The sequence below is a fragment of the Stenotrophomonas sp. STEN009 genome (assembly GCF_056760395.1).
The window spans coordinates 45792-70887 of record NZ_JBRRES010000026.1 but is presented as its reverse complement, the minus strand read 5'-3'; the positions used below and the strand labels follow the sequence as shown (position 1 = coordinate 70887).

The window sequence follows — 25096 nt, the reverse complement described above, 5'->3', positions numbered from 1 at the left end:
GCGCGCCGCGCGGCGCCCCCCCCCCCCCCCCCCCCCCCCCCCCCCCGCGGGGGGCGCCGGGCCGGGCCGGCCGCCCCCCCCCCCCCCCCCCCCCCCCCCCCCCCCCCCCCCCCCCCCGCTACCCTCAGGAGGCTTCCGCCGCTTCCAGGGTGTTCTGCATCAACGTGGCCACGGTCATCGGGCCGACACCGCCCGGCACCGGGGTGATCCAGCTCGCCCGCTGCGCCGCCGCATCGAAGCCGACGTCGCCCACCAGGCGGCCGTCATCCAACCGGTTGATGCCGACGTCGATCACCACCGCGCCCGGCTTCACCCACTCGCCCGGCACGATGCCCGGGCGGCCCACCGCCACCACCAGGATGTCCGCGTTGCGCACGGCCTGTTCCAGCACGTCCTTCGGGGTGAACTTGTGGCAGCTGGTGACGGTGCAGCCGGCAATCAGCAGTTCCAAGCCCATCGGGCGGCCGACGTGGTTGCTGACACCCACAATCGTGGCGTTGCGGCCGCGCACCGGCTGGTCGGTGTGGCCCAGCAGCGTGGTGATGCCGCGCGGGGTGCACGGGCGCAGGCCGAACTCGCGCAGGGCCAGATGGCCGACGTTTTCCGGGTGGAAGCCATCGACGTCCTTGCGCGGGTCGATGCGCTGGATCAGCCGGCGCGCATCGGGGATGCCCGGCAGCGGCAGCTGGATCAGGATGCCGTTGATCTTCGGATCGGCATTGAGCTGGTCGATCAGGTCCAGCAGCTCGGCCTCGGTGGTGCCGGCCGGCAGGTCGTAATCGTGTGCTTCGATGCCGACCTTCTCGGCGGCACGGCGCTTGTTGCGCACGTACACGGTCGAGGCCGGGTCGCCGCCCACCAGCACCACGGCCAGCCCCGGACGGCTGCCACCGGCCGCGATGCGGGCATCGACACGCACCTTCAGGCTGTCGAGCAGGTCTTCAGCGATGCGGCGGCCATCGAGGATGCGGGCAGGATGCGGGGCGGCGGAATCGTTCATCGAATGCGGGGGCGGCGGTGGTGGGGAGGCTATTGTCCCCGATTCAGGCCCCCTCGCCCACCGCCAATGCAGCCGCTGCGCTCGCCGGGCATGGCCCGGCGCTACCTTGGAACGCTGACCCCGGGTGACGTTACGGGTCGCATCCCTCATTCTTCCTCTTCGGGCACGTCCTGCGGGTTCAAGGTCTTGCTTGCCCGCTTCGGCGCGGTGAACGGGGTCGGCGTCGGTACGCCGGCCGCGCTGCTGCCGTACATCATGCGGGCGCCGGCATTCAGACCGCCGCCGGCGATTTCCAGCTCGAAACGCTCGGCGTCGCGGCGACGGATCTGCTCGGCGATCTCGATCGCGTCGTCCTCGTCGGCGCCCAGCTCGACCAGGGCGGCCTGACCGAACAGCACGGCCGATTCAAAGGTCTCGCGGATCTGGAAATCGACGCCGGCATGGATCAGCCGCAGCGAGTGCTCGCGGTCGAACGAGCGCACCATCAGTTTGGCCTGCGGGAATTCGTGCGCGACCAGCTCGACGATGCGGTCGGCGGCGTCGGCCTTGTCCACGCACACCGCGATCGCGCGCGCGGTCGCCGCGCCGGAAGCATGCAGCACGTCCAGGCGGGTGCCATCGCCGTAGTAGATCTTGAAGCCGAACCGCGCCGCGCTCTGGATCATCTCCACATCGTTGTCGATGATGGTCACGTCCACGTCGCGCGCCAGCAGCGACTGGCTGGCCACCTGGCCGAAGCGGCCGAAGCCGATCAGCAGCACGCTGCCGGACAGGCCGTCGGCCTCGTCCACGCCCTCCAGGTTCACCGTCGGCTTTGGTGCCACTCGCTTGTAGACCAGCACCACCAGCGGGGTCAGCGCCATCGACAGCACCACCACGGCGGTGAAGTTGGCATTGATGTCCACGTCGATCACGCCAGCGGCCGCCGCCGCGGAGAACAGCACGAAGGCGAACTCGCCGCCCTGCGCCATCAGCACGCCACGGTCCAGCGCCTGCGCGTGGTCACTGCCCATCAGACGCGCAACGACATAGATGCACAGTGCCTTGGCCGCCATCAGCGCCAACACCAGGCCGGCGATCAGCTGCCAGTGCGAAGCCACTACGCCCAGGTCCAGCGCCATGCCGACGCTGAGGAAGAACAGGCCGAGCAGGATGCCGCGGAACGGTTCGATATCGGCTTCGATCTGGTGGCGGAAGGTCGACTCGCTCAGCAGCACGCCGGCCAGGAACGCGCCCATCGCCATCGACAGGCCGGACAGCTGCATCAGCAGTGCCGCGCCCAGCACCACCAGCAACGCGGCGGCGGTCATCACCTCGCGTGCCTTCGATTCGGCCAGCAGGCGGAACAGCGGGTTGAGCAGGAAGCGGCCGACCAGCACCAGGCCGACGATGGCACCGACACCGATCGCCACCGACAGCCAGCGCGAGCTCTCGCCATCGGCGCTGCCCGCGCTGGGCGCCATCCACGCCACCAGGGCCAGCAGCGGCACGATCAGCAGGTCTTCGAACAGCAGGATGGAGACGATCTTCTGCCCGGATGGCAGCGCGATATCACCGCGCTCGGCCAGCAGCTGCATCACCACGGCGGTGGAGGTCAGTACGAAGCCGGTGGCACCGATGAAGGCCACCTGCCACGGGAAGCCGAACAGCTTGGCGATGCTGGTCAGCACCAGCGCGCAGGTGACGATCTGCAGCGTGCCCAGCCCGAAGATTTCCTTGCGCAGGCTCCACAGGTGCGAGGGCCGCATCTCCAGGCCGATCACGAACAGGAACATCACCACGCCGAGTTCGGCCGTATGCAGGATGGCCTGCGGATCGGAGAACCAGCCCAGCCCGAACGGTCCGATCGCCAGGCCGGCGGCGAAGTAGCCCAGTACCGACCCCAGGCCCAGCCGCCGGAACAAGGGCACCATCACCACCGCCGCGCCCAGCAGGGCAACCACCTTGACCAGCTCGCTGGTCGCTGCTTCTACCGCCATGCGGTGCTTTCCCCGGAATCCAGAATCGCTCACCACGATAGAGCAATGTGGATGACGGCAATAGCACGCATGTTGCGCCGGATTGTCTTGAAGGTGGAACGATGCCGGCAGCCACCCCTTAGATCATTCTGAAACGATTAACGGTGCCGGGCCATGCCCTGCGGATATGCGTGCCGGCCCCGCTGCGCCCGCCGGGCATGGCCCGGCGCTACCGGAATCACCCGCCCTTGCAGAAGGCGGCGTAATCGATATAGCCCGGGAACGGCACGCCCGGCGCGCAGACCGGGCACTGTGGGTCCGGGCCGATGCCGGTTTCGCGGAAACGCATGCCCAGTGCATCGAAACGCAGCAGACGCCCCACCAGGGGCTCGCCGATGCCCAGCAGCAGCTTCAACACTTCGGTGGCCTGCAGCACGCCGGCCAACCCTGGCAGCACGCCCAGCACGCCGGCCTCGGAACAGTTCGGCGCGAACTCTGGCGGCGGCGGCTCCGGGAACAGGCAGCGGTAGCAGGGCGCGACGCCGCGCTGGCGGCCGGCGTCGAACACGCTCACCTGGCCGTCGAAGCGCTCGATTGCCGCATACACCAGCGGCAGCCGGTGCTTGATGCAGGCATCGTTGAGCAGATAGCGCAGCGGGAAGTTGTCCGAGCCATCCAGCACCACGTCCACCCCGTCCAGCAGCGCGTCGACGTTGTCGGAGGTGACCCGCTGCGGCACGGCTTCAATGTCGATGGCGGGATTCAGCGCCAGCAGCCGCTCACGTGCGGAGTCGACCTTGAGCTGGCCGACACTGGCTTCGGTATGCACGATCTGGCGGTGCAGGTTGCTGCGTTCGACGCGGTCGTGGTCGGCGAAGCGCAGGTGCCCGACCCCGGCCGCGGCCAGGTAGAAGCCGGCCGGTGCCCCCAGGCCGCCCGCGCCCAGCACCAGCACACGCGACTGCTGCAGGCGACGCTGGCCCGCCTCACCCACCAGCGGCAGCAGCAGGTGACGCGAGTAGCGATCGAAGAAATCGCGGTCGGCAGCGCTGGCCACGGGCTGCACCAGCGGCAGCGCCTGCTCGCGCCAGGCCACGGTGCCCCCGGCGACCGACGCCACGTTTGCGTAGCCGGCATCGAGCAGGGCCTGCGCGGCGTCGGCCGAACGCTTGCCGGTCTGGCAGATCAGCAGGATTTCCTGTTCCGGGCGTGGCAGGTGCGCGGCCGGGTCGGCCTGCAGTTCCGCCCTCGCCACACCGCGGGCGCCTTCGGCCATGCCACCGGCGCGCTCGTGCGCCTCCCGCACGTCTATCAGCACGGCGCCATGGGCCAGGCGCTCATGCGCCTGCGCGGGGGAAAGCTCTCGGATGCTCATGGCGCCATTATCGCGCAGGCCCTGCCCGCCGAGCGTCCCAGGGGTCAGATCCCTGTTCCGGAGGAAAAGGGATCTGACCCCATTCCCCGTCAAACGAAAAAGGCGGCCCTGCGGTCGCCTTTCCGGTTACTTGCCCTTGACGTGTTTCATCAAGCGCCGCTTGGCCTTGATCTGCCGTTCGGTCAGCACGTTCTTCTTGCCCTCGTACGGGTTGGCACCTTCGCGGAACAGGAACACCACCGGCGTGCCGATCAGCTTGAAGCGCTTGCGGAAGAAGTTCTCCAGGTAGCGCTTGTACGACTCCTGCAGCTCCTTCAGGCGCGTGCCATGCACGATGAAGGTGGGCGGGTTGGCCCCGGCCGGGTGCACGTAACGCAGCTTGGAGACGTGGCCGCGGATGGTCGGCGGCGGGTTGGTCTCGTAGGCCACTTCCAGCGCCTTGTTCACTTCGCTGGTGGTGAACGTCTTGTTCGCCGATTCGTGGGCGCGGTGCACCGCACGGAACAGCTCACGCAGGCCCGAGCCATGCCTGGCCGAGATGCGTACCGATTCCGCCCACGGCACGAAGCCCAGCTTCAGCGACAGCATGGTTTCGGCCTGCTCGCGCTGGTACTCGGTCAGGCCATCCCACTTGTTGATGGCGATCACCAGGGCGCGGCCGGCGTCGAGTACGGCCCCCAGCACGGTGGCGTCCTGGTCGGTCACGCCTTCGGTGGCGTCCAGCATGAGCACGGCCACCTGGCACTGCTCGATGGACTGCATGGTCTTGACCACCGAGAACTTCTCGACCACCTCGTCCACCCGCGAGCGGCGACGCAGGCCGGCGGTGTCGATCAGGCGGTATTCGCGGCCATCGCGTTCCAGGTCCACCGCGATCGAATCGCGGGTGGTGCCGGGCACGTCGGAGGCGATCATGCGCTCCTCGCCGAGGATGCGGTTGACCAGGGTCGACTTGCCCACGTTGGGGCGGCCGACAAAGGCGATGCGCACACGGTTCGGATCGTTGTCCAGCTCTTCGCCACTGCCCTCTTCCGGCAGACGCTGGATCACTTCATCGAGCAGATCGTCCAGGCCCTGACGATGCGCGGCCGAAACCGTCAGCATCTCGCTGAAGCCGTAGCGCGCGAATTCCGAGCGCACGGCCATCTCGTCGGTGCCGTCGATCTTGTTGATCAGCAGCAGGGTCGGACGCGACAGCTTGCGCAGCCACGACAGGATCTCGTCATCCAGCGCCGACGTGCCCTCACGGGCATCGACGACGAACAGGATCAGGTCGGCTTCGGCGGCAGCGGCCCGGGCCTGACGCGTGGTTGCGCCCGCCAGGCCCTCGTCTTCCCCGGCGATACCGCCGGTGTCCACGACGAGGAAATGATTGTCCTCGTCGAGGCGGCAGACGCCGTAGTTGCGATCACGGGTGACGCCGGGCTGGTCATGGACCAGGGCGTCACGGGTGCGGGTCAACGCATTGAAAATGGTCGACTTGCCGACATTCGGCCGTCCAACCAGGGCGACCAAAGGCAGCATCGCGATTACTCCGTATTAATTTGCCAACCGGAAGGCGGTCAGCTTGCCATCCACGTTCTGCACCAGCAGCACCCCGTCGACGACGATCGGCTGGGCCAGCAGAGCTTCACCGCCGCTCTTGGCCCGCGCCGCCATCGCGCCATCGGACGTCTGCAGCCAGTGCACGTATCCCTTGTAGTCGCCGACCACCACGTAGTCGCCGTGCAGTGCCGGGCCGGTCAGCAGGCGCCGGGCGAGCCCGGTCTGCGACCACATCGCCGCGCCACTGGCCTTGTCCAGGCCGAACACGCCACCCTTGTTGTCGGTGACGAACACATTGCCCGACGAGACCGCCACGCCACCGGCACCGCCGTGGTCGCGCGCCCACAGCGGGCGACCGGTCGGGCCTTCGATGGCCATCGTCTGGTTCTTGAAGCTGCTCACGAACAGCGTGTTGCCATCGAGCACCGGCGCACCGTCGATGTCTGCCATGCGCTCCAGCTCGGTGCGCCCTTCGGCGCTGCCCACGTTCTGTTCCCACAGGGTGCGGCCATCCTGCATGGCCAGCGCGGCGATGGCGCCGTCATCCCTGCCGATGAACAGCACGCCCGGACCGGTCACCACCGGCGCATTGCCACGCACGGTCAGCGCCGGCAGTTCGCTCGGGTTGAACCAGCGCTGGGTGCCGTTGCCCACGTCGAAGGCGGTGATGCGGCCGTCGTTGCTGCGCACGAACACCATGCCCTGGGCCACCGCCGGCGCGGCGATCACTTCGCCGGGCACGCGGGCGCGCCACTTCTCGCTGCCGTCATTGATGTCCAGCGCGATGACCTGGCCGTCGAGCGTGCCGATCACGACGAGGTTCTCGCCAACACCCGGGCCACCGGACAGGCGCAGCTTGTCCTTCTTCTTTTCCTTCTTCGGCTCCCAGGTCCAGACCTTCTTGCCGGTCTGCAGGTCGATGGCGTGCACGCCACCGGTGATCGCCGCAGCGAACACGTGACCGTTGGCCACCGCCGGGCCCTGGCGCACGCCGATGCGACGCTCACCCTTGCCCAGATTGACCGACCAGGCCTTGTTGACCTTCAGGGTCGGCTCGAACTTGACCAGTTCGGCCGGCTCCTGCGCCTTCTTCGCTTCCGCGTCCTTGCCGGCGAACCAGCCCTTCATGGTGCTGCAGCCGGACAGCGCCACGCCGAGCAGCAGCACGGTGGCGACGCGGGTGATCATGACCTTCTGACTCATCAAACCGACTCCGCAGGGGCGGCGACGGTGCCGCCGGCGTCCATAACCTTGGTTTCCAGCAGGCGCCGCTGCGGCGCCGCCACGTCCAGCGTCTTCAACGCCTTCTCGTACTGTTCGCGGGCGGCATCGCGCTTGCCCTGGGCCATCAGCGCATCGCCGTGGATCTCCAGGCTGCCGCTGTCGGTGGCGCTGCCCAGCAGGGAGATCGCCTCGTCGGCCTTGCCGGTGGCGACCAGCAGGCGGGCCACGCGCTGGTCGACCACGCGCTGCAGGTCTCCTTCGACCTTCACGCTGCGCAGCGTCGCCAGGGCTTCTTCGTTCTTGCCGGCGTCGACCTGGGCCTTGGCCAGCTGCAGCGCCGCGAGGTCGCCGTAGATGCTGGAGGGACCGGCTTCGAGCGCCTTCACCGCCTTGGCGGCGTCGTCGAGCTTGTTCTGCTGCAGACCCACCAGTGCCTTCTGGTATTCGACATTGGCCGAGGCCAGCTTGCCGCCCTGCTGCGTCTGCCACCACTGCCAGCCGGCGATGGCGCCGATGGCGATGGCCACGCCACCGATGATGCTGGCGCCATTCTTCCGCAGCCAGCTGCGGACGCGTTCACTTTGTTCGTGCTCGTCGAGCAGATCGTCGATCGCCATGCGTACTCTCGCCCCGCCCATCGGGAGGGACCATTGGGATTATCGAAGGTGGTGAAACCGCGCCTCAGTGCGAAACCGGGACCACGGAGCCTTCAGAGGATACCTGAAAGCGTGCCACGTTGGCTCGCTGGTAGGGCGCCAGATCGACGATAGCGCCGTTCTGCTGAACCTGGACCGCCGAGGCGTTGCCCAGAGTGACCCGGGTCACCTGGCCCGGGGTGAAGCTGCGGCTCTCGCCCGACCGGATCAGCGCCTTCTCGACGGTGCTGCCATCGGGGCCGCCGATGTCGACCCAGCTGTCTCCGTTGAACTGCATCTCCAGCGTGGTGCCGGCACCCGCCGCAGTGGCGGCCGGACGCGGTACCGGCGCCAGCGAGGCGACGTACGGGGTCGCGGCCGGCTTGGCGGTGGACGCCACCGAGGTCTCCGTCGATGCCACCGGCTCGGCGCCGTCGGCGGCGGGGGTGACCGGCACGGTCGCCGGGATCACGTCCAGCGAGGCGGTGTTCGGCGACGGCGTGCCGCCATCGAAATGGCCGCGCGTGGCGAACCACACCGGCACGGCCAGCACCGCGGTGATGCCGACATACAGCACGCGCCGGCCGAGGTTCTCGGCGATCCGGCGCGCACGCGGGGTATGGGTATGGCTGACCAGGGTCGGCGGGACCACCGGGCCCACCTGGGCCTGCTCCAGCAGTTCGCTCACATCCACATTCAGCAGGCGCGCATAGCTGCGCAGCTGGCCGCGGACGAACACCGGCGCACCGAGCTTCTGCCACTGTTCTTCTTCCAGCGACCTGACCACCTGGACCGGCATGCGCAGCCGCTGTCCGACGTCGTCAAGGGTCAGTCCGGCCGCCTCGCGGGCCTGGCGAAGGCGGGTGCCACAGCCGGCCGCAGTCTCGAGAGCGCTCACAGTCTGGTCATCAATCACAATGCATCAACCCTGGAGTTAGGAGCCCGCATCCTGCGGAAATTCCTGTCGAATCCGCTGCAGATAGCGATCGGATGCTGCGTGATCGCCCAGCCGCGCCTCGATTTGAGACGCAAGTTGTAACACGGAACGTGTTGCGGGTGCAGCCGAAATCCTGCGCTCGGCGAAGGCCCGGGCCTCCATGTAGCGGCCCTGGCGGAAGCTCAGCTGGGCCATCGCCTCCAGGGCGACCGGGTTGGCCGGAGCCACCGCGAGTGCGGCACGCAGGTCGCGCTCGGCCCGTTCGGGCTGCCCCGCGTCAAGCGCACACCCCCCCGCGTTGGCCTGCGCCTCGGCCGGCGTGGCATAGCCCGGCGCCTGCAGCGCACGATCGAACCACACCAGCGACTCGGCCGCCTGCCCCTGCTGGCACAGCCAGGCGCCATAGTTGTTGAGTACGTCACCGCGCTGCGGGGCCAGCTCTGCGGCCCTGCGGAAGCCCTCGCCCGCCTGCCGGGTGCGGCCGCGGCGGTCATCGATGCCGGCCAGCAGGACCAGTGCGTCAGGCTCGTCGGGCTGCAGCTTCAGCGCCTGTCGGGCCTTGCTCTCGGCACCGTCCAGATTGCCCAGCTGCATGTCGCGCGAGGCCAGCACCAGCAGGTCGTTCACGCGCACCTGGCGACGCACGCCGTCCGGGTCACGCACCGAATAGACCGGCGCTTCGCTGGGACCGAGCCGGCCCTTGGGCGTGGAGGAGCAGGCACCGACCGCCATGGCCAGCACGCCCGCAAGCAGCGCCAGCCGGAAGCGGTCAGGCGGCCGCATCGCTCCCCTTCCCCGCCTGCAGCGTCTTGTTGAACTCCGCCTGGCGGCGGGTGCGGTCCATCACCTGGCCCTTGAGCTGGCCACAGGCGGCGTCGATGTCATCGCCGCGCGTGCGGCGGACCATCGTCAGCACATTGCTGTCGAGCAGGATCTTCTGGAACGCGCGGATGTCGGCTTCCTCGGAACGCTCGTAACGGGTGCCCGGGAACGGATTGAACGGGATCAGGTTGACCTTGCCCGAGTCCTTGGCCTGCACCGCGTTGTCGAACTGGCGCATCAGCCGGGCCAGCTGCCGGGCATGCTCGGGCTGGTCGTTGATACCCTTCATCAGGGTGTATTCGAAAGTCACCGACTCGCGACGCTTGTTGGCGCGCAGGTAGCGCGCGCACGAGGCCATCAGCTCGGCGATCGGGTACTTCTTGTTGAGCGGCACCAGCGTCTCGCGCAGCTCGTCGTTCGGTGCGTGCAGCGACACCGCCAGGGAGACATCACTCTCGCTGGACAGGCGGTCGATCTGCGGCACCAGGCCGGACGTGGACAGCGTCACGCGCTTGTTCGCCAGGCCATAGCCCAGATCGTCGCGCATCACGCTCATGGCACGCACGACGTTGTCGAAATTCATCAGCGGCTCGCCCATGCCCATCATCACCACGTTGGTGAGACGGCGCATCTGGTGCGGCACGTTGCCCAGGTGGCGCGCAGCCACCCACACCTGGCCGATGATCTCGGCGGTGGTCAGGTTGCGGTTGAAGCCCTGGGTGGCAGTGGAGCAGAACGTGCAGTTCAGCCCGCAGCCGACCTGCGAGGACACGCACAGCGTGCCGCGGGTCTTGTCCGGGATGTACACGGTCTCGATGGCGTTCTTGCCATCCACGCCCATCGCCAGCAGCCACTTGTGGGTGCCGTCGGCGGAGGGCTTGTCGAACACGATGTTGGGAACGACGACCTCGGCATGATCCTGCAGCTTGGCGCGCAGGACCTTGCCGAGATCGGTCATCTCATCGAAGTCGGTGACGTAGCGGTGGTGGATCCACTTCATCACCTGGTGGGCACGGAACTTCTTCTCGCCGAGAACCTCGACGAAAAACGTCTCCAGGCCCGCGCGATCGAGGTCGAGCAGGTTCTGCTTGCCGGCCGTGGGTGCCGACTTCGGCAGCGGCTGGATGGCGGGTGTCTGTACGACCTCGTTCACGGCATCACTCTCAGCGCGAGACGACTTCGGTCGCGGCGAAGAAGTAGGCGATTTCGATCGCGGCATTCTCGACCGAGTCCGAGCCGTGGGCGGCATTGGCATCGATGGATTCAGCGAAGTCGGCGCGGATGGTGCCCGGCGCGGCTTCCTTCGGATTGGTGGCGCCCAGCAGGTCGCGGTGGGCCAGCACGGCGTTCTCGCCTTCCAGGGCCTGGATCATCACCGGGCCGGAGATCATGAACTCGACCAGAGCGTTGAAGAACGGACGCTCGCGGTGCACGGCGTAGAAGCCTTCGGCTTCACGGCGCGACAGCTGCTTGTACTTGGCGGCGACGACCTTCAGGCCGGCCTTTTCAAAGCGGGCGTAGATTTCGCCGATGACGTTCTTGGCAACGGCGTCCGGCTTGATGATCGAAAGGGTGCGCTCCAGCGCCATGGGATGTCTCCAATGGAATCGGGCCGCTGATGGCCCGAAGGGTACATGAAAAAAACCCGCGTCGGAACGCGGGCTTAGCCTGATAAACGTAGGCGAATTGTAAGAGATCCCATTAAGTAGTGCCAGCCCATGGCTGGCAGGCCTCATGCCGGCCGGGGTGGGGCCCCCGCAGGGGCCCTGACCCCATCCCCCAGCCCGACAGGGGTCGGAGCCCCTTCTGGGATCCGACCCCGCACCCGGGCGTGAATGCCCTCTGACTGGCCCGGCAGTTTTGCTGCACTGCAAAATGCCATACGCTACCGTCTGGTTCTAGTATCAAACAATCGTTTGATTAAGGCCCGCCTGCCGATGGCCAAGCCCGCCCACTTCTCGACCAAGGACCGGATCCTCGGGGCCGCGGAGGAGCTGTTCGCCCTGCACGGCTTTGCCGGCACGTCGCTGCGCCAGGTCACCAGCCAGGCCGACGTCAACATCGCCGCCGTCAACTACCACTTCGGCTCCAAGGAAAACCTGGTCAACGAGGTGTTCCGCCGTCGCATGGACGAGATGACCGGCGCCCGCATGGCCCAGCTCGAACGCGCCCGCAGCGAACACCCCGGTGAACTGCGCCCGGTGCTGGCCGCCTTCGTGGAGCCGGCGCTGGCGCTGGCCCAGGACCGCCAGAGCGGCGGCGCCTTCGTCCGCGTGATCGCCCGCGCCTACGCCGAGAAAAACGACAACCTGCGCAAGTTCCTGTCCGACCACTACGGCCACGTGCTGCGCGCGTTCGGCAAGGCCATCGCCGAGTGCGTGCCCGACCTGAGCAAGGAAGAGCTGTACTGGCGGCTGGATTTCCTGGCCGGCTCGCTCACCTACGCCATGGCCGATTTCGGGCTGATCAAGCGTCCCGCCGGTGTCACCGAAGCGGCGCATCGTGCCCAGGCGGCCCACGAGCTCATCCATTTCGCCGAAGCCGGGTTCCGCGCCGCCGCACGCAGCGGCAGCGCCCTGCCCGCCTCCGCCTGATTCCACCCAGTAACTGCTGACCAACAAAGGCCCTTACACCATGTCCAATTCCCTGCTAGTCCGCCGCGCCGCCGTGCTGGGTGCCGGCGTCATGGGTGCCCAGATCGCCGCCCACCTCACCAACGCCGGCGTCGACACCGTGCTGTTCGACCTGCCCGCCAAGGAAGGTCCGGCCGATGGCATCGTGCTGAAGGCGATCGCCAACCTGGGCAAGCTCAGCCCGGCGCCGCTGGCCAGCAAGTCGCTGGCCGAAGCGATCACCCCGGCCAACTACGAGTCGGGGCTGGAGCAGCTGAAGGACTGCGACCTGATCATCGAGGCCATTGCCGAGCGCATGGACTGGAAGCAGGACCTCTACAAGAAGATCGCTCCGTTCGTGGCCGATCACGCCGTGCTGGCGTCCAACACGTCCGGCCTGGGCATCAACAAGCTGGCCGACGTGCTGCCGGAACAGCTGCGCCACCGCTTCTGCGGCGTGCACTTCTTCAATCCGCCGCGCTACATGCACCTGGCCGAGCTGATCCCGGCCTCGACCACCGATGCCGCCGTTCTGGAAGGCCTGGAAGAGTTCCTGGTCACCACCCTGGGCAAGGGCGTGGTCTACGCCAAGGACACCCCGAACTTCATCGGCAACCGCATCGGCGTGTTCTCGATCCTGTCGACCATCCACCACACCCAGCAGTTCGGCCTGGGCTTCGATGAAGTCGATGGCCTGACCGGCCCGCTGGTCGGGCGCCCGAAGTCGGCGACCTACCGCACCTCCGACGTGGTCGGCCTGGACACCATGGCGCACGTGATCAAGACCATGGGCGACACCCTGCCGAACGACCCGTGGCATGAATTCTTCAAGTCGCCCAAGTGGCTGGACGCGCTGATCTCCAAGGGCGCGCTGGGCCAGAAGACCGGTGCCGGCATCTTCCGCAAGGTCGGCAAGGACATCGTCGTGCTCGATCTGGAAAAGCAGGACTACCGTCCGGCCGACCGCAGCGCCGCACCGGAGGTGGTCGAGATCCTGAAGATCAAAAACCCGGCCGAGAAGTTCGCCAAGCTGCGCGAGAGCCAGCATCCGCAGGCACAGTTCCTGTGGGCGACCTTCCGCGATCTGTTCCACTACAGCGCCTACCACCTGGCCGACATCGCCGAGACCGCGCGCGACGTCGATCTCGCGATCCGCTGGGGCTACGGCTGGTCGCTGGGCCCGTTCGAGACCTGGCAGGCCGCGGGCTGGAAGCAGGTCGCGCAGTGGATCGCCGATGACATCGTCGCCGGCAAGAGCATGAGCAACGCCCCGCTGCCGGACTGGGTCTTCGATGGCCGCGACGGCGTGCACGCCGCCGAGGGCAGCTACAGCCCGTCGCGCAACGCCAAGCTGCCGCGCTCGTCGCTGCCGGTGTACCAGCGCCAGCGCTTCCCGGATCCGCTGCTGGGCGAAACGTTCGCGCCGGGCGAGACCGTGTTCGAGAACGATGGCCTGCGCATGTGGCACGACGGCGACGGTATCGCCGTGGTCAGCTTCAAGACCAAGATGAACACCGTCTCCGACCAGGTGCTCGATGGCCTGCAGGAATGCGTCTCGCGCGCCGAGAAGGACTTCCAGGGCCTGGTGATCTGGCAGCAGAAGGAACCGTTCTCCGCCGGTGCCGATCTGGCCGGCGCCCTGGGCCTGCTGCAGGCCGGCAAGGTCGACCAGTTCGAGCAGATGGTCGCCAACTTCCAGCGCACCAGCCAGCGCATCAAGTACTCGCTGGTGCCGGTGGTGGCTGCCGTGCGCGGCCTGGCCCTGGGCGGTGGCTGCGAGTTCCAGATGCACAGCGCCAAGACCGTGGCCTTCCTGGAAAGCTATATCGGCCTGGTGGAAGCCGGCGTCGGCCTGCTGCCGGCCGGTGGCGGCCTGAAGGAACTGGCCGTGCGCGCCTCGCAGGCGGCCGGCCCGGGCGGCGACGTGTTTGCCGAACTGAAGAAGACCTTCGAGACCGTGGCCATGGCCAAGGTGTCCAACTCGGCGGTCAATGCCAAGGAGCTGGGTCTGCTGCGCAGCACCGACAAGGTGGTGTTCAACAGCTATGAGGCGCTGTACATCGCCAAGGCCGAAGCCCGCGCGTTGGCCGAAGCCGGCTACCGTCCGCCGCTGCCGGCACGCCGCATCCAGGTGGCCGGCGACGTCGGCATCGCCACCTTCAAGATGATGCTGGTCAACATGCTGGAAGGTCGCTTCATCAGCCCGTACGACTACGAGATTGCAGAGCGCATCGCCACCGTGCTGTGCGGCGGCAAGGTCGATCGCGGCACCCTGGTCGACGAAGAGTGGCTGCTGACCCTGGAGCGCAAGCACTTCGTCGAACTGGCCCAGCAGGAAAAGACCCAGGCCCGCATCGCGCACATGCTCAAGACCGGCAAGCCGCTGCGCAACTGATTGATGGCGGATGCCGGCCCCGGGCCGGCATCACCTGCTGTGGCAGTCGAGCATGGCTCGACTCTACAAAACCTATTCGAGAGATCACTGCAATGACCAAGCAAATCCAGGACGCCTACATCGTCGCCGCCACCCGTACCCCGGTGGGCAAGGCGCCCAAGGGCATGTTCCGCAATACCCGCCCCGACGACATGCTTGCCCACGTGCTGCGCAGCGTTGTCGCGCAGGCGCCGGGCGTGGACGTCAACCGCATCGATGATGCGATCATCGGCTGCGCGATGCCGGAAGCCGAGCAGGGCATGAACGTGGCGCGCATCGGCGTGCTGCTGGCCGGCCTGCCGAACACCATCGCGGCGCAGACCGTCAATCGCTTCTGCTCCTCCGGCCTGCAGGCCGTTGCGCAGGCCGCCGATGCGATCCGCCTGGGCAACGCCGACCTGATGCTGGCCGGCGGCACCGAGTCGATGTCGATGGTGCCGATGATGGGCAACAAGATCGCGATGGCACCGAGCGTGTTCGACAACGACCATGTGGCCATCGCCTACGGCATGGGCATCACCGCCGAGAAGGTGGCCGAAGAGTGGAAGGTCTCGCGCGAAGAGCAGGACGCGTTCGCCCTGGCCTCGCACCAGAAGGCGATGGCTGCGATCCAGAAGGGCGAGTTCAAGGACGAGATCAGCCCGTACGAGATCGTCTCGCACCTGCCGGACCTGGCCGATGGCCAGCGCATCATCACCCGCAACAAGGTTGCCGATACCGACGAAGGCCCGCGCCCGGATTCCTCGGCCGAAGGCCTGGCCAAGCTGCGCCCGGTATTCCGCAATGGCCAGTTCGGTGGCACCGTCACTGCCGGCAACTCGTCGCAGATGAGCGACGGCGCCGGTGCCGTGCTGCTGGCGTCGGAACAGGCGATCAAGGACTACGGCCTGACACCGCTGGCGCGCTTCGTCAGCTTCTCGGTGGCCGGCGTGCGCCCGGAAGTGATGGGCATCGGCCCGATCGCCGCGATCCCGAAGGCACTCAAGCAGGCTGGCCTGAACCAGGATCAGCTGGACTGGATCGAGCTCAATGAAGCCTTCGCCGCGCAGTCGCTGGCGGTGATCCGTGACTGCGGCCTGGACCCGGACAAGGTGAACCCGCTGGGTGGTGCGATCGCCCTGGGCCACCCGCTGGGTGCCACCGGTGCGATCCGTACCGCGACCCTGCTGCACGGCCTGCGTCGTCGCCAGCAGAAGTACGGCATGGTGACGATGTGCATCGGCACCGGCATGGGCGCGGCGGGTATTTTCGAGGCGCTGTAAGGTTCAAAGCGTTGCCGGCTGATTGCTGATGGTGGGGCCCGGGTGGGTGAGGCTGCCCGGGACACGCCGTAAACCCGTCCTTGGGGGCTTGGCAGCGGCATCCATGCCGCTGACAGTCCCGGCCAGCCTCACCCACCCGTGCCACCCAACATTCCGCGCGGCGGAGGGTTCAGCAAAGGCAAGATCAAAAGCTGGGGTCAGATCCCTTTGCTGCGCAAAGGGATCTGATCCCAACAAGAGAAAAGGCAGCCGGTGGCTGCCTTTTTTCTTGTGCTCTTGTCTTTGATTCCGCCCTTCCCGTCCGCGCCCGCAGGAAATCTGACAGGCGGTACGGGTGGGCCTTTGCAGGACCGTTGGCGCCATGGGCCCGAGGCATGCCTCGGGCGGGTTGGGCAGGACGCCCAACCCCGGTCTTGCCGTGTGCGCAGGACAGCGCACACGAGCAAGGCGCCATCGAGCCCCCATGGATGGGTTTACGGCGTGTCCTGCAAAGGCCCACCCGTACCGCCCACCACGTATCAATCAAGGCGCCGCGAACGGAGCGCTTGATAAACCTTATTCCGCCAGCATCGCCGCCAGCTTCTCGCGCGCCGGGCCCGCCAGCTTCGGGTTGTCCAGCGCGAAGCGGATCGTCGCCTCGACCAGCCCCAAGTGCGTGCCGCAGTCGAAACGGGTGCCCTCGAAACGGTAGGCATCGACCTGCTCGGTCTTCAGCAGCTGCGCGATCGCATCGGTCAGCTGGATCTCGCCACCGGCACCACTGCCGGTCTGCTCCAGCAGATCGAAGATCTTCGGGCTCAGCACATAGCGGCCGACCACCGCCAGATCGCTGGGGGCGTCCTCCGGCTTCGGCTTCTCCACGATCTGCGAGATACGGCCCTTGCGGCCATCGAAGGCCTCGGTGGCCACGATGCCGTAACTGGCGGTCTTGTCGTGCGGCACGTCCTCGACGGCGATCACGCTGGCACCGCTGGCCTCATTGAGATCGGCCATCTGCTTCAACGCACCGTCGCCGCGGTTCCAGATCAGATCGTCCGGCAGCAGCACGGCGAACGGCTCGTCACCGATCACGGCCTTGGCACACAGCACCGCGTGGCCCAGACCCAACGCTTCGGCCTGCGTCACGAAGACCGCACGCACGCCGTTGGGCAGCACGTGGCGGATCATCTCCAGCTGCTCCTGCTTGCCGGCGCGCTCGAGCTTCTGTTCCAGCTCATACGCCTTGTCGAAATAGTCGGCGACCGCGTGCTTGTAGCGGTTGGTGATGAACACCAGCGTGTCACAGCCGGCCTCTATGGCCTCATCAACAGCGTACTGGATAAGCGGACGATCGATGATCGGCAGCATTTCTTTCGGCACCGTCTTGGTCGCCGGCAGGAAGCGCGTCCCGAGCCCTGCCACGGGAAAAACTGCTTTACGAATTCGCTTGCTCATTAGTGCCTGTTGGCCTCGCGTGTCGGAAACGGCACGACTTTAGCGGATGAGATGTAAGCATCCTGTTCGATTGGAGAAAACTCCGGCATCGTCGCGAACAGGATCTCCTGGATGGTGTCGATGTCGTAGCTGCTGATCGCTTCGCGCAGCTTCGGAACGTTGCCGAGCACCATGTCACGCGAGAACGCGCGCACGCCGGCTTCGAGGATCTTGGGGTGCGCGGTCGAACGATAGTCCTCGTCGGAATAGAACAGCGTCTCGTGCAGCTTCTCACCCGGGCGCAGCCCGGTGTAGATGATCGGAATATCCTTGTACGGCTGCTTGCCGGCCAGCCGGATCATCTGCTCGGCCAGCACCCGGATCGGCACCGGCTCACCCATGTCGAGCGTGTAGATGGCGCCATGCGACGCCGAGGCGGCCGCCTGCAGGATGAGCTGGCAGGCCTCGGGGATCGTCATGAAATAGCGGCTGACCTCCGGGTCGGTGACCGTGACCGGCCCGCCCTTGAGGATCTGCTCGCGGAACAACGGCACGACGCTGCCCGCCGACGCCAGCACGTTGCCGAAGCGCACGGTGACGAAGCGGGTATGCGTGGACTTCTGGTCCAGGCTCTGGCAGATCATCTCGGCGTAGCGCTTGCTGGCACCCAGCGCATTGACCGGATCGACCGCCTTGTCGGTTGAGATGAACACGAAGTGCTCGACGTGTGCCTCCAGGCAGGCACGGGCGACGTTCTCCGTGGCCAGGATGTTGTTGCGCACCGCCTCGCGCAGCTGCCGTTCCAGTACCGGCACATGCTTGTAGGCGGCAGCATGGAAGGCCGTATCGACCGGGTGCAGCGACAGCGCATGGCGGATCACTGCGGGGTCACCGCAGTCACCCAGCACGGCTTCGATCTCGATGTCGGGAAAACTGCGACGCAGTTCGCCTTCGATGGTCAACAGCAGCAGTTCGCTGATCTCCAGCAGGACGATGCGGCCTGCACCGTGGCGCGCGCACTGGCGGCACAGTTCTGAACCGATCGAACCACCGGCACCGGTCACCATCACGGTGCGCCCGCCCAGCCAGCCACGGATCAGGTTCCAGTCCGGCATGATCGGCTTGCGGCCCAGCAGATCCTCGATCGCCACTTCCTTCAGCTGGCCCGGCAGCGACTGCCCCTGCAGGATGTCACTGAGCTTGGGCACGGTGCGGAACGGAACCCCGGTGCTCTCGCAGATGGCGACCACGCGCTGCATGCCGGCGGCATCCAGCGACGGAATGGCAATGACCAGCAGCTTGGCTGCGGTTTCGCGGGCCACGGCCGGCGCATCGTCCAGCGTGCCCAGGATCGGCAGGCCCTGCAGTTTCGCGCCACGCAGATGCGGGGCGTCATCAAGCAGGCCGACCGGCTCGAAATTGCCGGAACGGCGCAGATCGCGGACCAGCGTTTCAGCGGCCTGTCCGGCACCCAGGATCAGCACCCGGCGCGCGCTCGAATCGGACTGCAGCGCCTGGTAGTCCTTCCATGCGCGATACAGCAGGCGCGGCGCGCCCAGCAGGGCCGACAGCGCGAAGGGATAGATCACCAGCACCGACATCGGCACGCCGTTGAAGCGCTTCCACATCAGCACCAGGACGATGGCGACCATGCCGATGAAGCTGGCTTTGAAGATGTTCAGCAGGTCGCTGACGCTGGCAAACCGCCACAGGCCGCGATACAGGCCGACGCGCCAGAACACCAGTCCCTGCAGCAGCAGGACCAGGGTGGTATCGACATTCCACAACGGCAGCGCAGGCGCGTCCGGCAGGATCGAGTAACGACCGGCGTGGAGCAGCTGCCAGCATGCCCAGACCATGAACAGGTCGTGGCAGACAATGGCCGTACGCGGCAACAGGCCGAGGATTCTATCCCGCCAGGGTGAAGACATATTTCAAGGAGTTCCTTGTCGGAGGCGCATTCCATTGCGCAGGAGGAGCCACAGCATGCTCAGCGTGATGAACCAAGCAATTGCCACGACAGCCTCCCACCTCGGCTGCAGATTCGAACTGACATTGAACACTGTAATGCTGAATAGGCCCAAAACAAAGTACATCCCTGTCACCAGGGCGTGGCTGGCTCCTGCCTGCACAGCGCGCTGATAGACGTGCTGGGTGTGGGGTTCCATCCAGCGTTGTCCGGAAATGATGCGCGCCAGCAGTGTGAAGCCCGCGTCCACGAGGAACGGTGACAGCGGCACCAGCAGGAGGATCCAGTTGATGTCCGTGCGCAGGCTGGCCACGGCCACGACGGCCGCCACCGCGTAGCCCAGCGCTCCGCTGCCGACATCCCCGAGGAAGATGCGTGCGCGCGGAAAGTTGAAGGGCAGGAAACCCACGCAGGCCAGCCCGAGGGCGATGGCCAGCAATGACCACGGCCAGGGCAGCACCGGAGCGAACCCCAGCGCGACCACGATGGCCTGGCTGCTGGCAATGCCGTTGATGCCATCCATGAAGTTCCAGATGTTGATCAACGAGGCGGTGAAGAACAGCACCAGCAGGGCCAGCAGCCAGCTGCCGCCGTGGATCTTCACCAGCCCGGCCAGCAGGCCGGCAGCAATGAAATGAACAAGCAGCCTGCGCATGGCCGGCAGCGGGCGATGGTCGTCCCACCAGCCGATGCCCGCGACCAGCAGCAGGCCGGCAGCGGCGACCAGCAGGCTCGGCATGGCCTGCGGCCACGCCCACATGGCCACGGCTGCGGTGGCCAGCAGGCTGATGACAATGGCGATGCCGCCGCCGCGTGGCGTGGCGACGCTATGGCTGCGGCGTTCCCCGGGGTGGTCCATCAGCTGCCGGCGCAGCGCGTAGCCGCGCGCCGCCCAGGTCAGGGCGGCGCTCAGCAGGGCCAACGCCAGCAGCGCGCCCATCACGAGCCAGGGCATGATTCAGAGCACCGCGTAGTTCAGCAGCGGCTTGACCGTACCCCATTCCTTGCAGCTCGGGCACTGCCAGTGGTGGGTGCGCGCGCCGAAGCCGCAGCGTGTGCAGCGGTAGGCCGGATTGCGCACCAGCAGCTGGTCGGTGATGTGCTTGAGATCGTGCAGGGTGGCGGTGGAATCGGCACCTTCGGCGAGGGTCAGGTCGATCAACGCCGATTCGCCGCGCACCGAGGGGCGGTCCTTGAGCTGGCGGCCCAGATAGGCGCGCGCAGGGGCGACACCTTCCTGTTCCTCCATCAGCCGGGTCAGCGCCAGCACCGGCGCGATACCGCGGTAGTGCTCGGTCATTTCCGAAAGGAAGGCGCGGGCGCCGCCCAGGTCGCCGACCTTGCGGTAGTTCTGCATCAGCGCCGGCAGCAGTTCCGGCAGATACTCCGGGTCATTGCGCGCAGCACGCTCGAAGGCTCGCACCGCCGCTTCGGGATTGCCGGCATCGCTCTCCAGGCGTCCTTCGATGATGCCGGCGCGCACCGACATCGCATCGGCCTGGTAGGCACGGGCAATGGCCGCCCTCGCCTCTTCCAGCTTGCCGGCGCCACGGAAGCGTTCGGCCAGCTCGCACTCGAACTGCCCGATCAGCTTGCCCATCGGCTCACTGGTGACATCCTCGAAGCGGGTGGCGTTGTCGATCGCCTTCTCCCAGTCGCGCTCGGCCTGGTAGATCCCGATCAGGTGCTTGAGCGCCTGCGGCGCACGCTGGTCCAGCTGGGCCAGCTCGGTGAACACGGTTTCGGCGCGGTCCAGCAGGCCGGACTTCATGTAGTCCTCGCCCAGCGCCAGCAGCGCCTGCACGCGCTGCGCATCGCTCAGATCGTTGCGGTTGACCAGGCCCTGGTGCAGGCGGATGGCGCGGTCCACTTCGCCGCGGCGACGGAACAGATGGCCCAGCGCGACCTGGGTCTCGAAGGTTTCCTTGTCGAGCTCGGCAATGTGCAGGAACAGCTCGATGGCCTTGTCCGGCTGCTCGTTGAGCAGGTAGTTCAGGCCACGGAAGTAGGTGCTGGACAGTCGGCTGACCTGGTTGTCACCGTGGCGCTGACCGCCACGCCGTCCGATCACCCAGCCGGCCAGGGCGGCCAGCGGCACGAACAGGAAAAACCAGAACCACTCGGTGACGAAATCCATCTTCGATCAACGTCCGTCAAAAGATTGGGGGGAAGCGGCCGGTGCCGGCGTCGCGGCAGCGGACTTGTTGGCGCGGCGCAGCTGGCTGTAGAGCGGAACGACCACGCTCACCAGCACCAGGCCGGCGCCGACCACCACGCCCACCAGCAGGGCGGCGATCAATGCCACGCCGACGGAGGTATGCAGCTCGGTGAACAGCAGGTTGATCGACATCGCGGTCATGTTGACCGCACCGATGATCAATCCAAGGATCAGCACCGCCAGCAGGACCAGCAGACGAAAGACCTTCATGCGACAGCTCCAGGGGCGGGAGACCGTAGCTTATCCGACTCGCGGCTGGATTCGCACGCGGTGGCGCGACGGGACGCTCAGGCGGGATCGGCGTCCAGCGGCAGCACGCTGCTGACCCGCTCGCGCAGTTCCTTGCCCGGCTTGAAATGGGGAACGTGCTTGCCCGGCAGGGCAACCGATTCACCGGTCTTGGGGTTGCGACCCAGGCGCGGCGGGCGGTAGTGCAGCGAGAAGCTGCCAAAACCGCGGATTTCGATGCGATCCCCGACAGAGAGGGAACCGCCCATCATTTCCAGCAACGACTTCACCGCCAGATCGACATCATCGGCCTTCAGGTGCGCCTGACGGCGCGCAAGGATTTCGATCAGTTCGGATTTGGTCATCACCGGCTCACATCAGGGGCATTTCAGCCTGAAACGGCCCGGGCAGTGCCCGGGCCGTCCAGGAAACAACGAACAACGGGCCCGATTACTCGGACTTGCTACCGTTCAGCTGGGCACGCAGCAGCGCGCCGAGCTGGGTGGTGCCACCCGAAGCGGACTGGTATTCCTCCAGCACTTCGCGCATTTCCGCGTCGTCCTTGGCCTTGATCGACAGCTGCAGGGTACGGCCCTTGCGGTCCATGCCCACGAACTTGGCTTCGACCTTGTCGCCGACCTTCAGGTGCTGGGTGGCGTCGTCAACGCGCTCGTTGGCGATGTCGCGAGCCGAAACGTAGCCTTCGATGCCGTCGGCCAGTTCGATCACGGCGCCCTTGGCGTCGACTTCCTTCACCACGCCTTCGACCTTGGAGCCCTTCGGATTGGCCGCCATGTACTGGCCGAACGGATCCTGCTCCAGCTGCTTCACGCCCAGGGAGATGCGCTCGCGCTCCGGGTCGACGGCCAGGACGACGGCGTCCAGGGTATCGCCCTTCTTGAAGTTGCGAACGACGTCTTCGCCGGTGGTGTTCCAGCTGATGTCGGACAGGTGGACCAGGCCATCGATGCCACCGTCCAGGCCGATGAAGATGCCGAAGTCGGTGATCGACTTGATCTGGCCGGACACCTTGTCACCCTTCTTGTGGGTGGCAGCGAAGGTTTCCCACGGATTGGCGGCAACCTGCTTCATGCCCAGCGAGATGCGGCGACGCTCTTCATCGACGTCCAGCACCATCACTTCGACTTCGTCACCGACCTGCACGACCTTGGACGGGTTGACGTTCTTGTTGGTCCAATCCATCTCGGAGACGTGCACCAGGCCTTCGACGCCCGGCTCGATCTCGACGAACGCGCCGTAATCGGTGACGTTGGAGACCTTGCCGAAGACGCGGCTGTTGGCCGGGTAACGACGGGCGATGTTGTCCCACGGATCTTCGCCCAGCTGCTTCAGGCCCAGCGAAACGCGGTTGCGCTCGCGGTCGAACTTCAGCACGCGCACGTCCAGCTCGTCGCCGACGTTCACGACTTCGGACGGATGGCGCACGCGCTTCCATGCCATGTCGGTGATGTGCAGCAGGCCGTCGATACCGCCCAGGTCCACGAACGCGCCGTAGTCGGTCAGGTTCTTGACGACACCCTTCAGGATCGCGCCTTCCTGCAGCTTGTCCATCAGCTGCTCGCGCTCTTCCGAGTGCTCGCTTTCGACGACAGCGCGGCGCGAGACCACGACGTTGTTACGCTTGCGGTCCAGCTTGATGAGCTTGAATTCCAGCTCCTTGCCTTCCAGGTAGGCCGGATCGCGCACCGGGCGCACATCGACCAGGGAACCCGGCAGGAAGGCGCGGACATCCTTGATGTCCACGGTGAAACCACCCTTGACCTTGCCACTGATGCGGCCGGTGATGGTTTCGTTCTTTTCCAACGCTTCTTCCAGCTCGTCCCACACCATCGCGCGCTTGGCCTTCTCGCGCGACAGGACGGTTTCGCCGAAGCCGTTCTCGATGGAGTCGAGGGCGACCTTGACGATATCGCCTTCGGCGACATCGATCTCGCCAGCGTCGTTACGGAACTGTTCGATCGGCACGATGCCTTCGGACTTCAGGCCAGCGTTGATCACCACGACGTCGCCGCGGACTTCAACAACGGTACCGCTGACGATGGCGCCCGGCTTCAGCTTGGCCAGATTGGCCTGGCTGGCTTCAAACAGTTCGGCAAATGATTCGGTCATTAGATTTACTCTGTTGGACACATGGGTCGGTGGCGTCCCTTCGGGGATGGGCGACCGCCCGCCTGTTGGTCGACCCCGGAAAAGCAGGTCGTGTGTGAAGTAGGAAAACCGCCACGCATCATTGCGCGACGGAGCTTGTACAGCACTGCTATTGCGCGACCACCACCGATGCGGCTGGCAGTGCTCCCGCGCGAACGGATCAGGCAGCCGGAACCGGAAGCAGATCCATCACTCGGGCAACGACATCTGCGATGCCGATGCCTGTGGTGTCGATGAGGACGGCATCGTCTGCCGGCTTCAGGGGCGCCACGGTACGCTGAGCATCACGGGCGTCGCGGGCCATGATCTCGCGCAGGAGGTCATCAAAGTTAACAGAAACCCCCTTGTCTTTCAACTGCTTATGCCGGCGCTCGGCGCGCTCTTCGGCACTGGCGGTCAGGAACACCTTGTAGGGGGCATCCGGGAAGATCACCGTACCCATGTCGCGACCGTCCGCCACCAGGCCCGGCAGCTCCCTGAATGCGCGCTGCCGCTCCTTCAGGGCCGCCCGGACTTCGGGAATGGCCGCGATGGCCGACGCCAGCGCGCCGGTGGTCTCCAGCCGCAGTTCGTCGGTGGCATCGCTGCCATTGACTAGGACCCGCATCGCGTCACCCTGTTCAACAAACTGAACATGGGTATCGAACGTGCACCGCACCAGTGCCGAGGCGTCGGAGGTATCGATGTCGGCCCAGCTGGCGGCCACGCCCACCGCCCGGTACAGGGCGCCTGAATCCAGGTAATGCCAGCCCATCCGGCGCGCCACGATGCGGCTGATGGTACCCTTGCCGGCCCCTGATGGGCCGTCGATGGTCAGGACGGGAGCGAGTGGATTCATGGGGGTCCCAGTACGTGTGAAGGGGGCATTCTAGCCCCTGCCAGACACCCCGCGACGGATCTTTTGTGCAACCACTTGAAACCATGAGGAAAAGCCCGGTAGAATGGCGGGCTTGAACGAGCGTCAACTGCCGATTGTCTTTCGCATATCGCGGCCACGCTCCACCCGAACAACTACTGTTTACGCCGAGGTATGCCATGAAAGTCCTGTCCTCCCTGAAGTCGGCGAAGGCCCGTCACCGTGACTGCAAGGTCGTCCGTCGCCGTGGCAAGATCTTCGTGATCTGCAAGTCGAACCCGCGTTTCAAGGCGCGTCAGCGCTGAGCCCAACAGCCTTCGTGGCTGCGGCTGGTCCCGCGCGGGACCGACCCGATGCAAAAAGCCGCCTTCGGGCGGTTTTTTGTTTATGCGGCTTTTTCCTGCCGATTTTGCTGTAATCGCCTTTCTTGACCACTGGG

Annotated in this window: 22 protein-coding genes; 4 read left to right on the top strand and 18 right to left on the bottom strand. The window is 66.4% G+C overall.

Going from position 1 to position 25096, the window contains the following annotated elements:
- Positions 1-124: 124 nt before the first annotated feature.
- The 10 genes from folD to ndk form a co-directional block, all read right to left on the bottom strand.
- Complete coding sequence (folD, locus tag ACVOMM_RS13135) at positions 125-1000, bottom strand: bifunctional methylenetetrahydrofolate dehydrogenase/methenyltetrahydrofolate cyclohydrolase FolD (RefSeq protein WP_053517606.1); 876 nt, start codon at positions 998-1000, stop codon at positions 125-127.
- Between the two features lie 146 nt (positions 1001-1146).
- Positions 1147-2979 (bottom strand): monovalent cation:proton antiporter-2 (CPA2) family protein, encoded by a 1833-nt coding sequence (locus ACVOMM_RS13130; protein WP_481526339.1) that lies wholly within the window; start codon positions 2977-2979, stop codon positions 1147-1149.
- A gap of 217 nt (positions 2980-3196) precedes the next feature.
- On the bottom strand, positions 3197-4333 hold the full coding sequence (gene moeB, locus ACVOMM_RS13125; RefSeq protein WP_481526338.1) for a molybdopterin-synthase adenylyltransferase MoeB: 1137 nt from the start codon (positions 4331-4333) through the stop codon (positions 3197-3199).
- Between the two features lie 126 nt (positions 4334-4459).
- Entirely contained in the window at positions 4460-5857 is a 1398-nt protein-coding gene (gene der / locus ACVOMM_RS13120; RefSeq protein WP_481526337.1) for a ribosome biogenesis GTPase Der, read from the bottom strand.
- 15 nt (positions 5858-5872) lie between these two features.
- Positions 5873-7081 (bottom strand): outer membrane protein assembly factor BamB, encoded by a 1209-nt coding sequence (bamB, locus tag ACVOMM_RS13115; RefSeq protein ID WP_053520184.1) that lies wholly within the window; start codon positions 7079-7081, stop codon positions 5873-5875.
- Positions 7081-7719: a YfgM family protein gene (locus ACVOMM_RS13110; RefSeq protein WP_053520185.1), complete on the bottom strand. Its 639-nt coding sequence runs from the start codon at positions 7717-7719 to the stop codon at positions 7081-7083. The genes bamB and ACVOMM_RS13110 overlap by 1 nt, the downstream gene beginning before the upstream one ends.
- A 64-nt stretch (positions 7720-7783) precedes the next feature.
- A complete protein-coding gene (locus tag ACVOMM_RS13105; RefSeq protein WP_065175051.1) occupies positions 7784-8653 on the bottom strand; it encodes a RodZ domain-containing protein in 870 nt (289 codons plus the stop codon).
- 18 nt (positions 8654-8671) lie between these two features.
- Positions 8672-9457, bottom strand: coding sequence for a type IV pilus biogenesis/stability protein PilW (gene pilW / locus ACVOMM_RS13100; RefSeq protein ID WP_053520187.1), 786 nt, complete (start codon positions 9455-9457; stop codon positions 8672-8674).
- Positions 9444-10649: a dual-specificity RNA methyltransferase RlmN gene (rlmN, locus tag ACVOMM_RS13095; protein ID WP_053520188.1), complete on the bottom strand. Its 1206-nt coding sequence runs from the start codon at positions 10647-10649 to the stop codon at positions 9444-9446. Before rlmN ends, pilW begins: the two co-directional genes overlap by 14 nt.
- A gap of 10 nt (positions 10650-10659) precedes the next feature.
- Complete coding sequence (gene ndk, locus ACVOMM_RS13090; RefSeq protein WP_005409295.1) at positions 10660-11085, bottom strand: nucleoside-diphosphate kinase; 426 nt, start codon at positions 11083-11085, stop codon at positions 10660-10662.
- A 348-nt stretch (positions 11086-11433) separates the two neighbouring features.
- Between ndk and ACVOMM_RS13085 the strand changes: the two genes are divergently transcribed.
- The 3 genes from ACVOMM_RS13085 to ACVOMM_RS13075 all read left to right on the top strand — a co-directional run bounded on the left by ACVOMM_RS13085 (position 11434) and on the right by ACVOMM_RS13075 (position 15804).
- The gene (locus ACVOMM_RS13085) at positions 11434-12090 is read left to right on the top strand and encodes a TetR/AcrR family transcriptional regulator (RefSeq protein WP_065175050.1); all 657 of its coding nucleotides are present in this window, start codon (positions 11434-11436) and stop codon (positions 12088-12090) included.
- Positions 12091-12130: 40 nt separating this feature from the next.
- Complete coding sequence (locus tag ACVOMM_RS13080; protein WP_065175049.1) at positions 12131-14503, top strand: 3-hydroxyacyl-CoA dehydrogenase/enoyl-CoA hydratase family protein; 2373 nt, start codon at positions 12131-12133, stop codon at positions 14501-14503.
- Between the two features lie 92 nt (positions 14504-14595).
- Positions 14596-15804: an acetyl-CoA C-acyltransferase gene (locus ACVOMM_RS13075; protein WP_053520191.1), complete on the top strand. Its 1209-nt coding sequence runs from the start codon at positions 14596-14598 to the stop codon at positions 15802-15804.
- 555 nt (positions 15805-16359) lie between these two features.
- Here the strand turns inward: ACVOMM_RS13075 and galU are convergent.
- The 8 genes from galU to cmk all read right to left on the bottom strand — a co-directional run bounded on the left by galU (position 16360) and on the right by cmk (position 24639).
- Positions 16360-17238, bottom strand: coding sequence for a UTP--glucose-1-phosphate uridylyltransferase GalU (gene galU, locus ACVOMM_RS13070; RefSeq protein WP_053517730.1), 879 nt, complete (start codon positions 17236-17238; stop codon positions 16360-16362).
- Entirely contained in the window at positions 17238-19148 is a 1911-nt protein-coding gene (locus tag ACVOMM_RS13065) for a polysaccharide biosynthesis protein (RefSeq protein WP_053517731.1), read from the bottom strand. The genes galU and ACVOMM_RS13065 overlap by 1 nt, the downstream gene beginning before the upstream one ends.
- 3 nt (positions 19149-19151) lie before the next feature.
- Positions 19152-20141, bottom strand: coding sequence for an MraY family glycosyltransferase (locus ACVOMM_RS13060; RefSeq protein WP_065181335.1), 990 nt, complete (start codon positions 20139-20141; stop codon positions 19152-19154).
- 3 nt (positions 20142-20144) lie between these two features.
- Positions 20145-21323 (bottom strand): lipopolysaccharide assembly protein LapB, encoded by a 1179-nt coding sequence (gene lapB / locus ACVOMM_RS13055; RefSeq protein WP_481526336.1) that lies wholly within the window; start codon positions 21321-21323, stop codon positions 20145-20147.
- Positions 21324-21329: 6 nt separating this feature from the next.
- Positions 21330-21614, bottom strand: coding sequence for a lipopolysaccharide assembly protein LapA domain-containing protein (locus ACVOMM_RS13050; RefSeq protein WP_053517736.1), 285 nt, complete (start codon positions 21612-21614; stop codon positions 21330-21332).
- Between the two features lie 77 nt (positions 21615-21691).
- Positions 21692-21997 carry an integration host factor subunit beta gene (locus ACVOMM_RS13045; RefSeq protein ID WP_053517737.1) on the bottom strand — a complete coding sequence of 102 codons (306 nt, stop codon included), beginning with the start codon at positions 21995-21997 and terminating at the stop codon, positions 21692-21694.
- A gap of 85 nt (positions 21998-22082) precedes the next feature.
- Positions 22083-23762, bottom strand: coding sequence for a 30S ribosomal protein S1 (gene rpsA, locus ACVOMM_RS13040; protein WP_053517739.1), 1680 nt, complete (start codon positions 23760-23762; stop codon positions 22083-22085).
- Between the two features lie 199 nt (positions 23763-23961).
- A complete protein-coding gene (gene cmk / locus ACVOMM_RS13035) occupies positions 23962-24639 on the bottom strand; it encodes a (d)CMP kinase (protein ID WP_053517740.1) in 678 nt (225 codons plus the stop codon).
- A gap of 197 nt (positions 24640-24836) precedes the next feature.
- Between cmk and ykgO the strand changes: the two genes are divergently transcribed.
- Positions 24837-24962 (top strand): type B 50S ribosomal protein L36, encoded by a 126-nt coding sequence (gene ykgO, locus ACVOMM_RS13030; RefSeq protein WP_005409283.1) that lies wholly within the window; start codon positions 24837-24839, stop codon positions 24960-24962.
- The last annotated feature ends 134 nt before the right edge of the window (positions 24963-25096 follow it).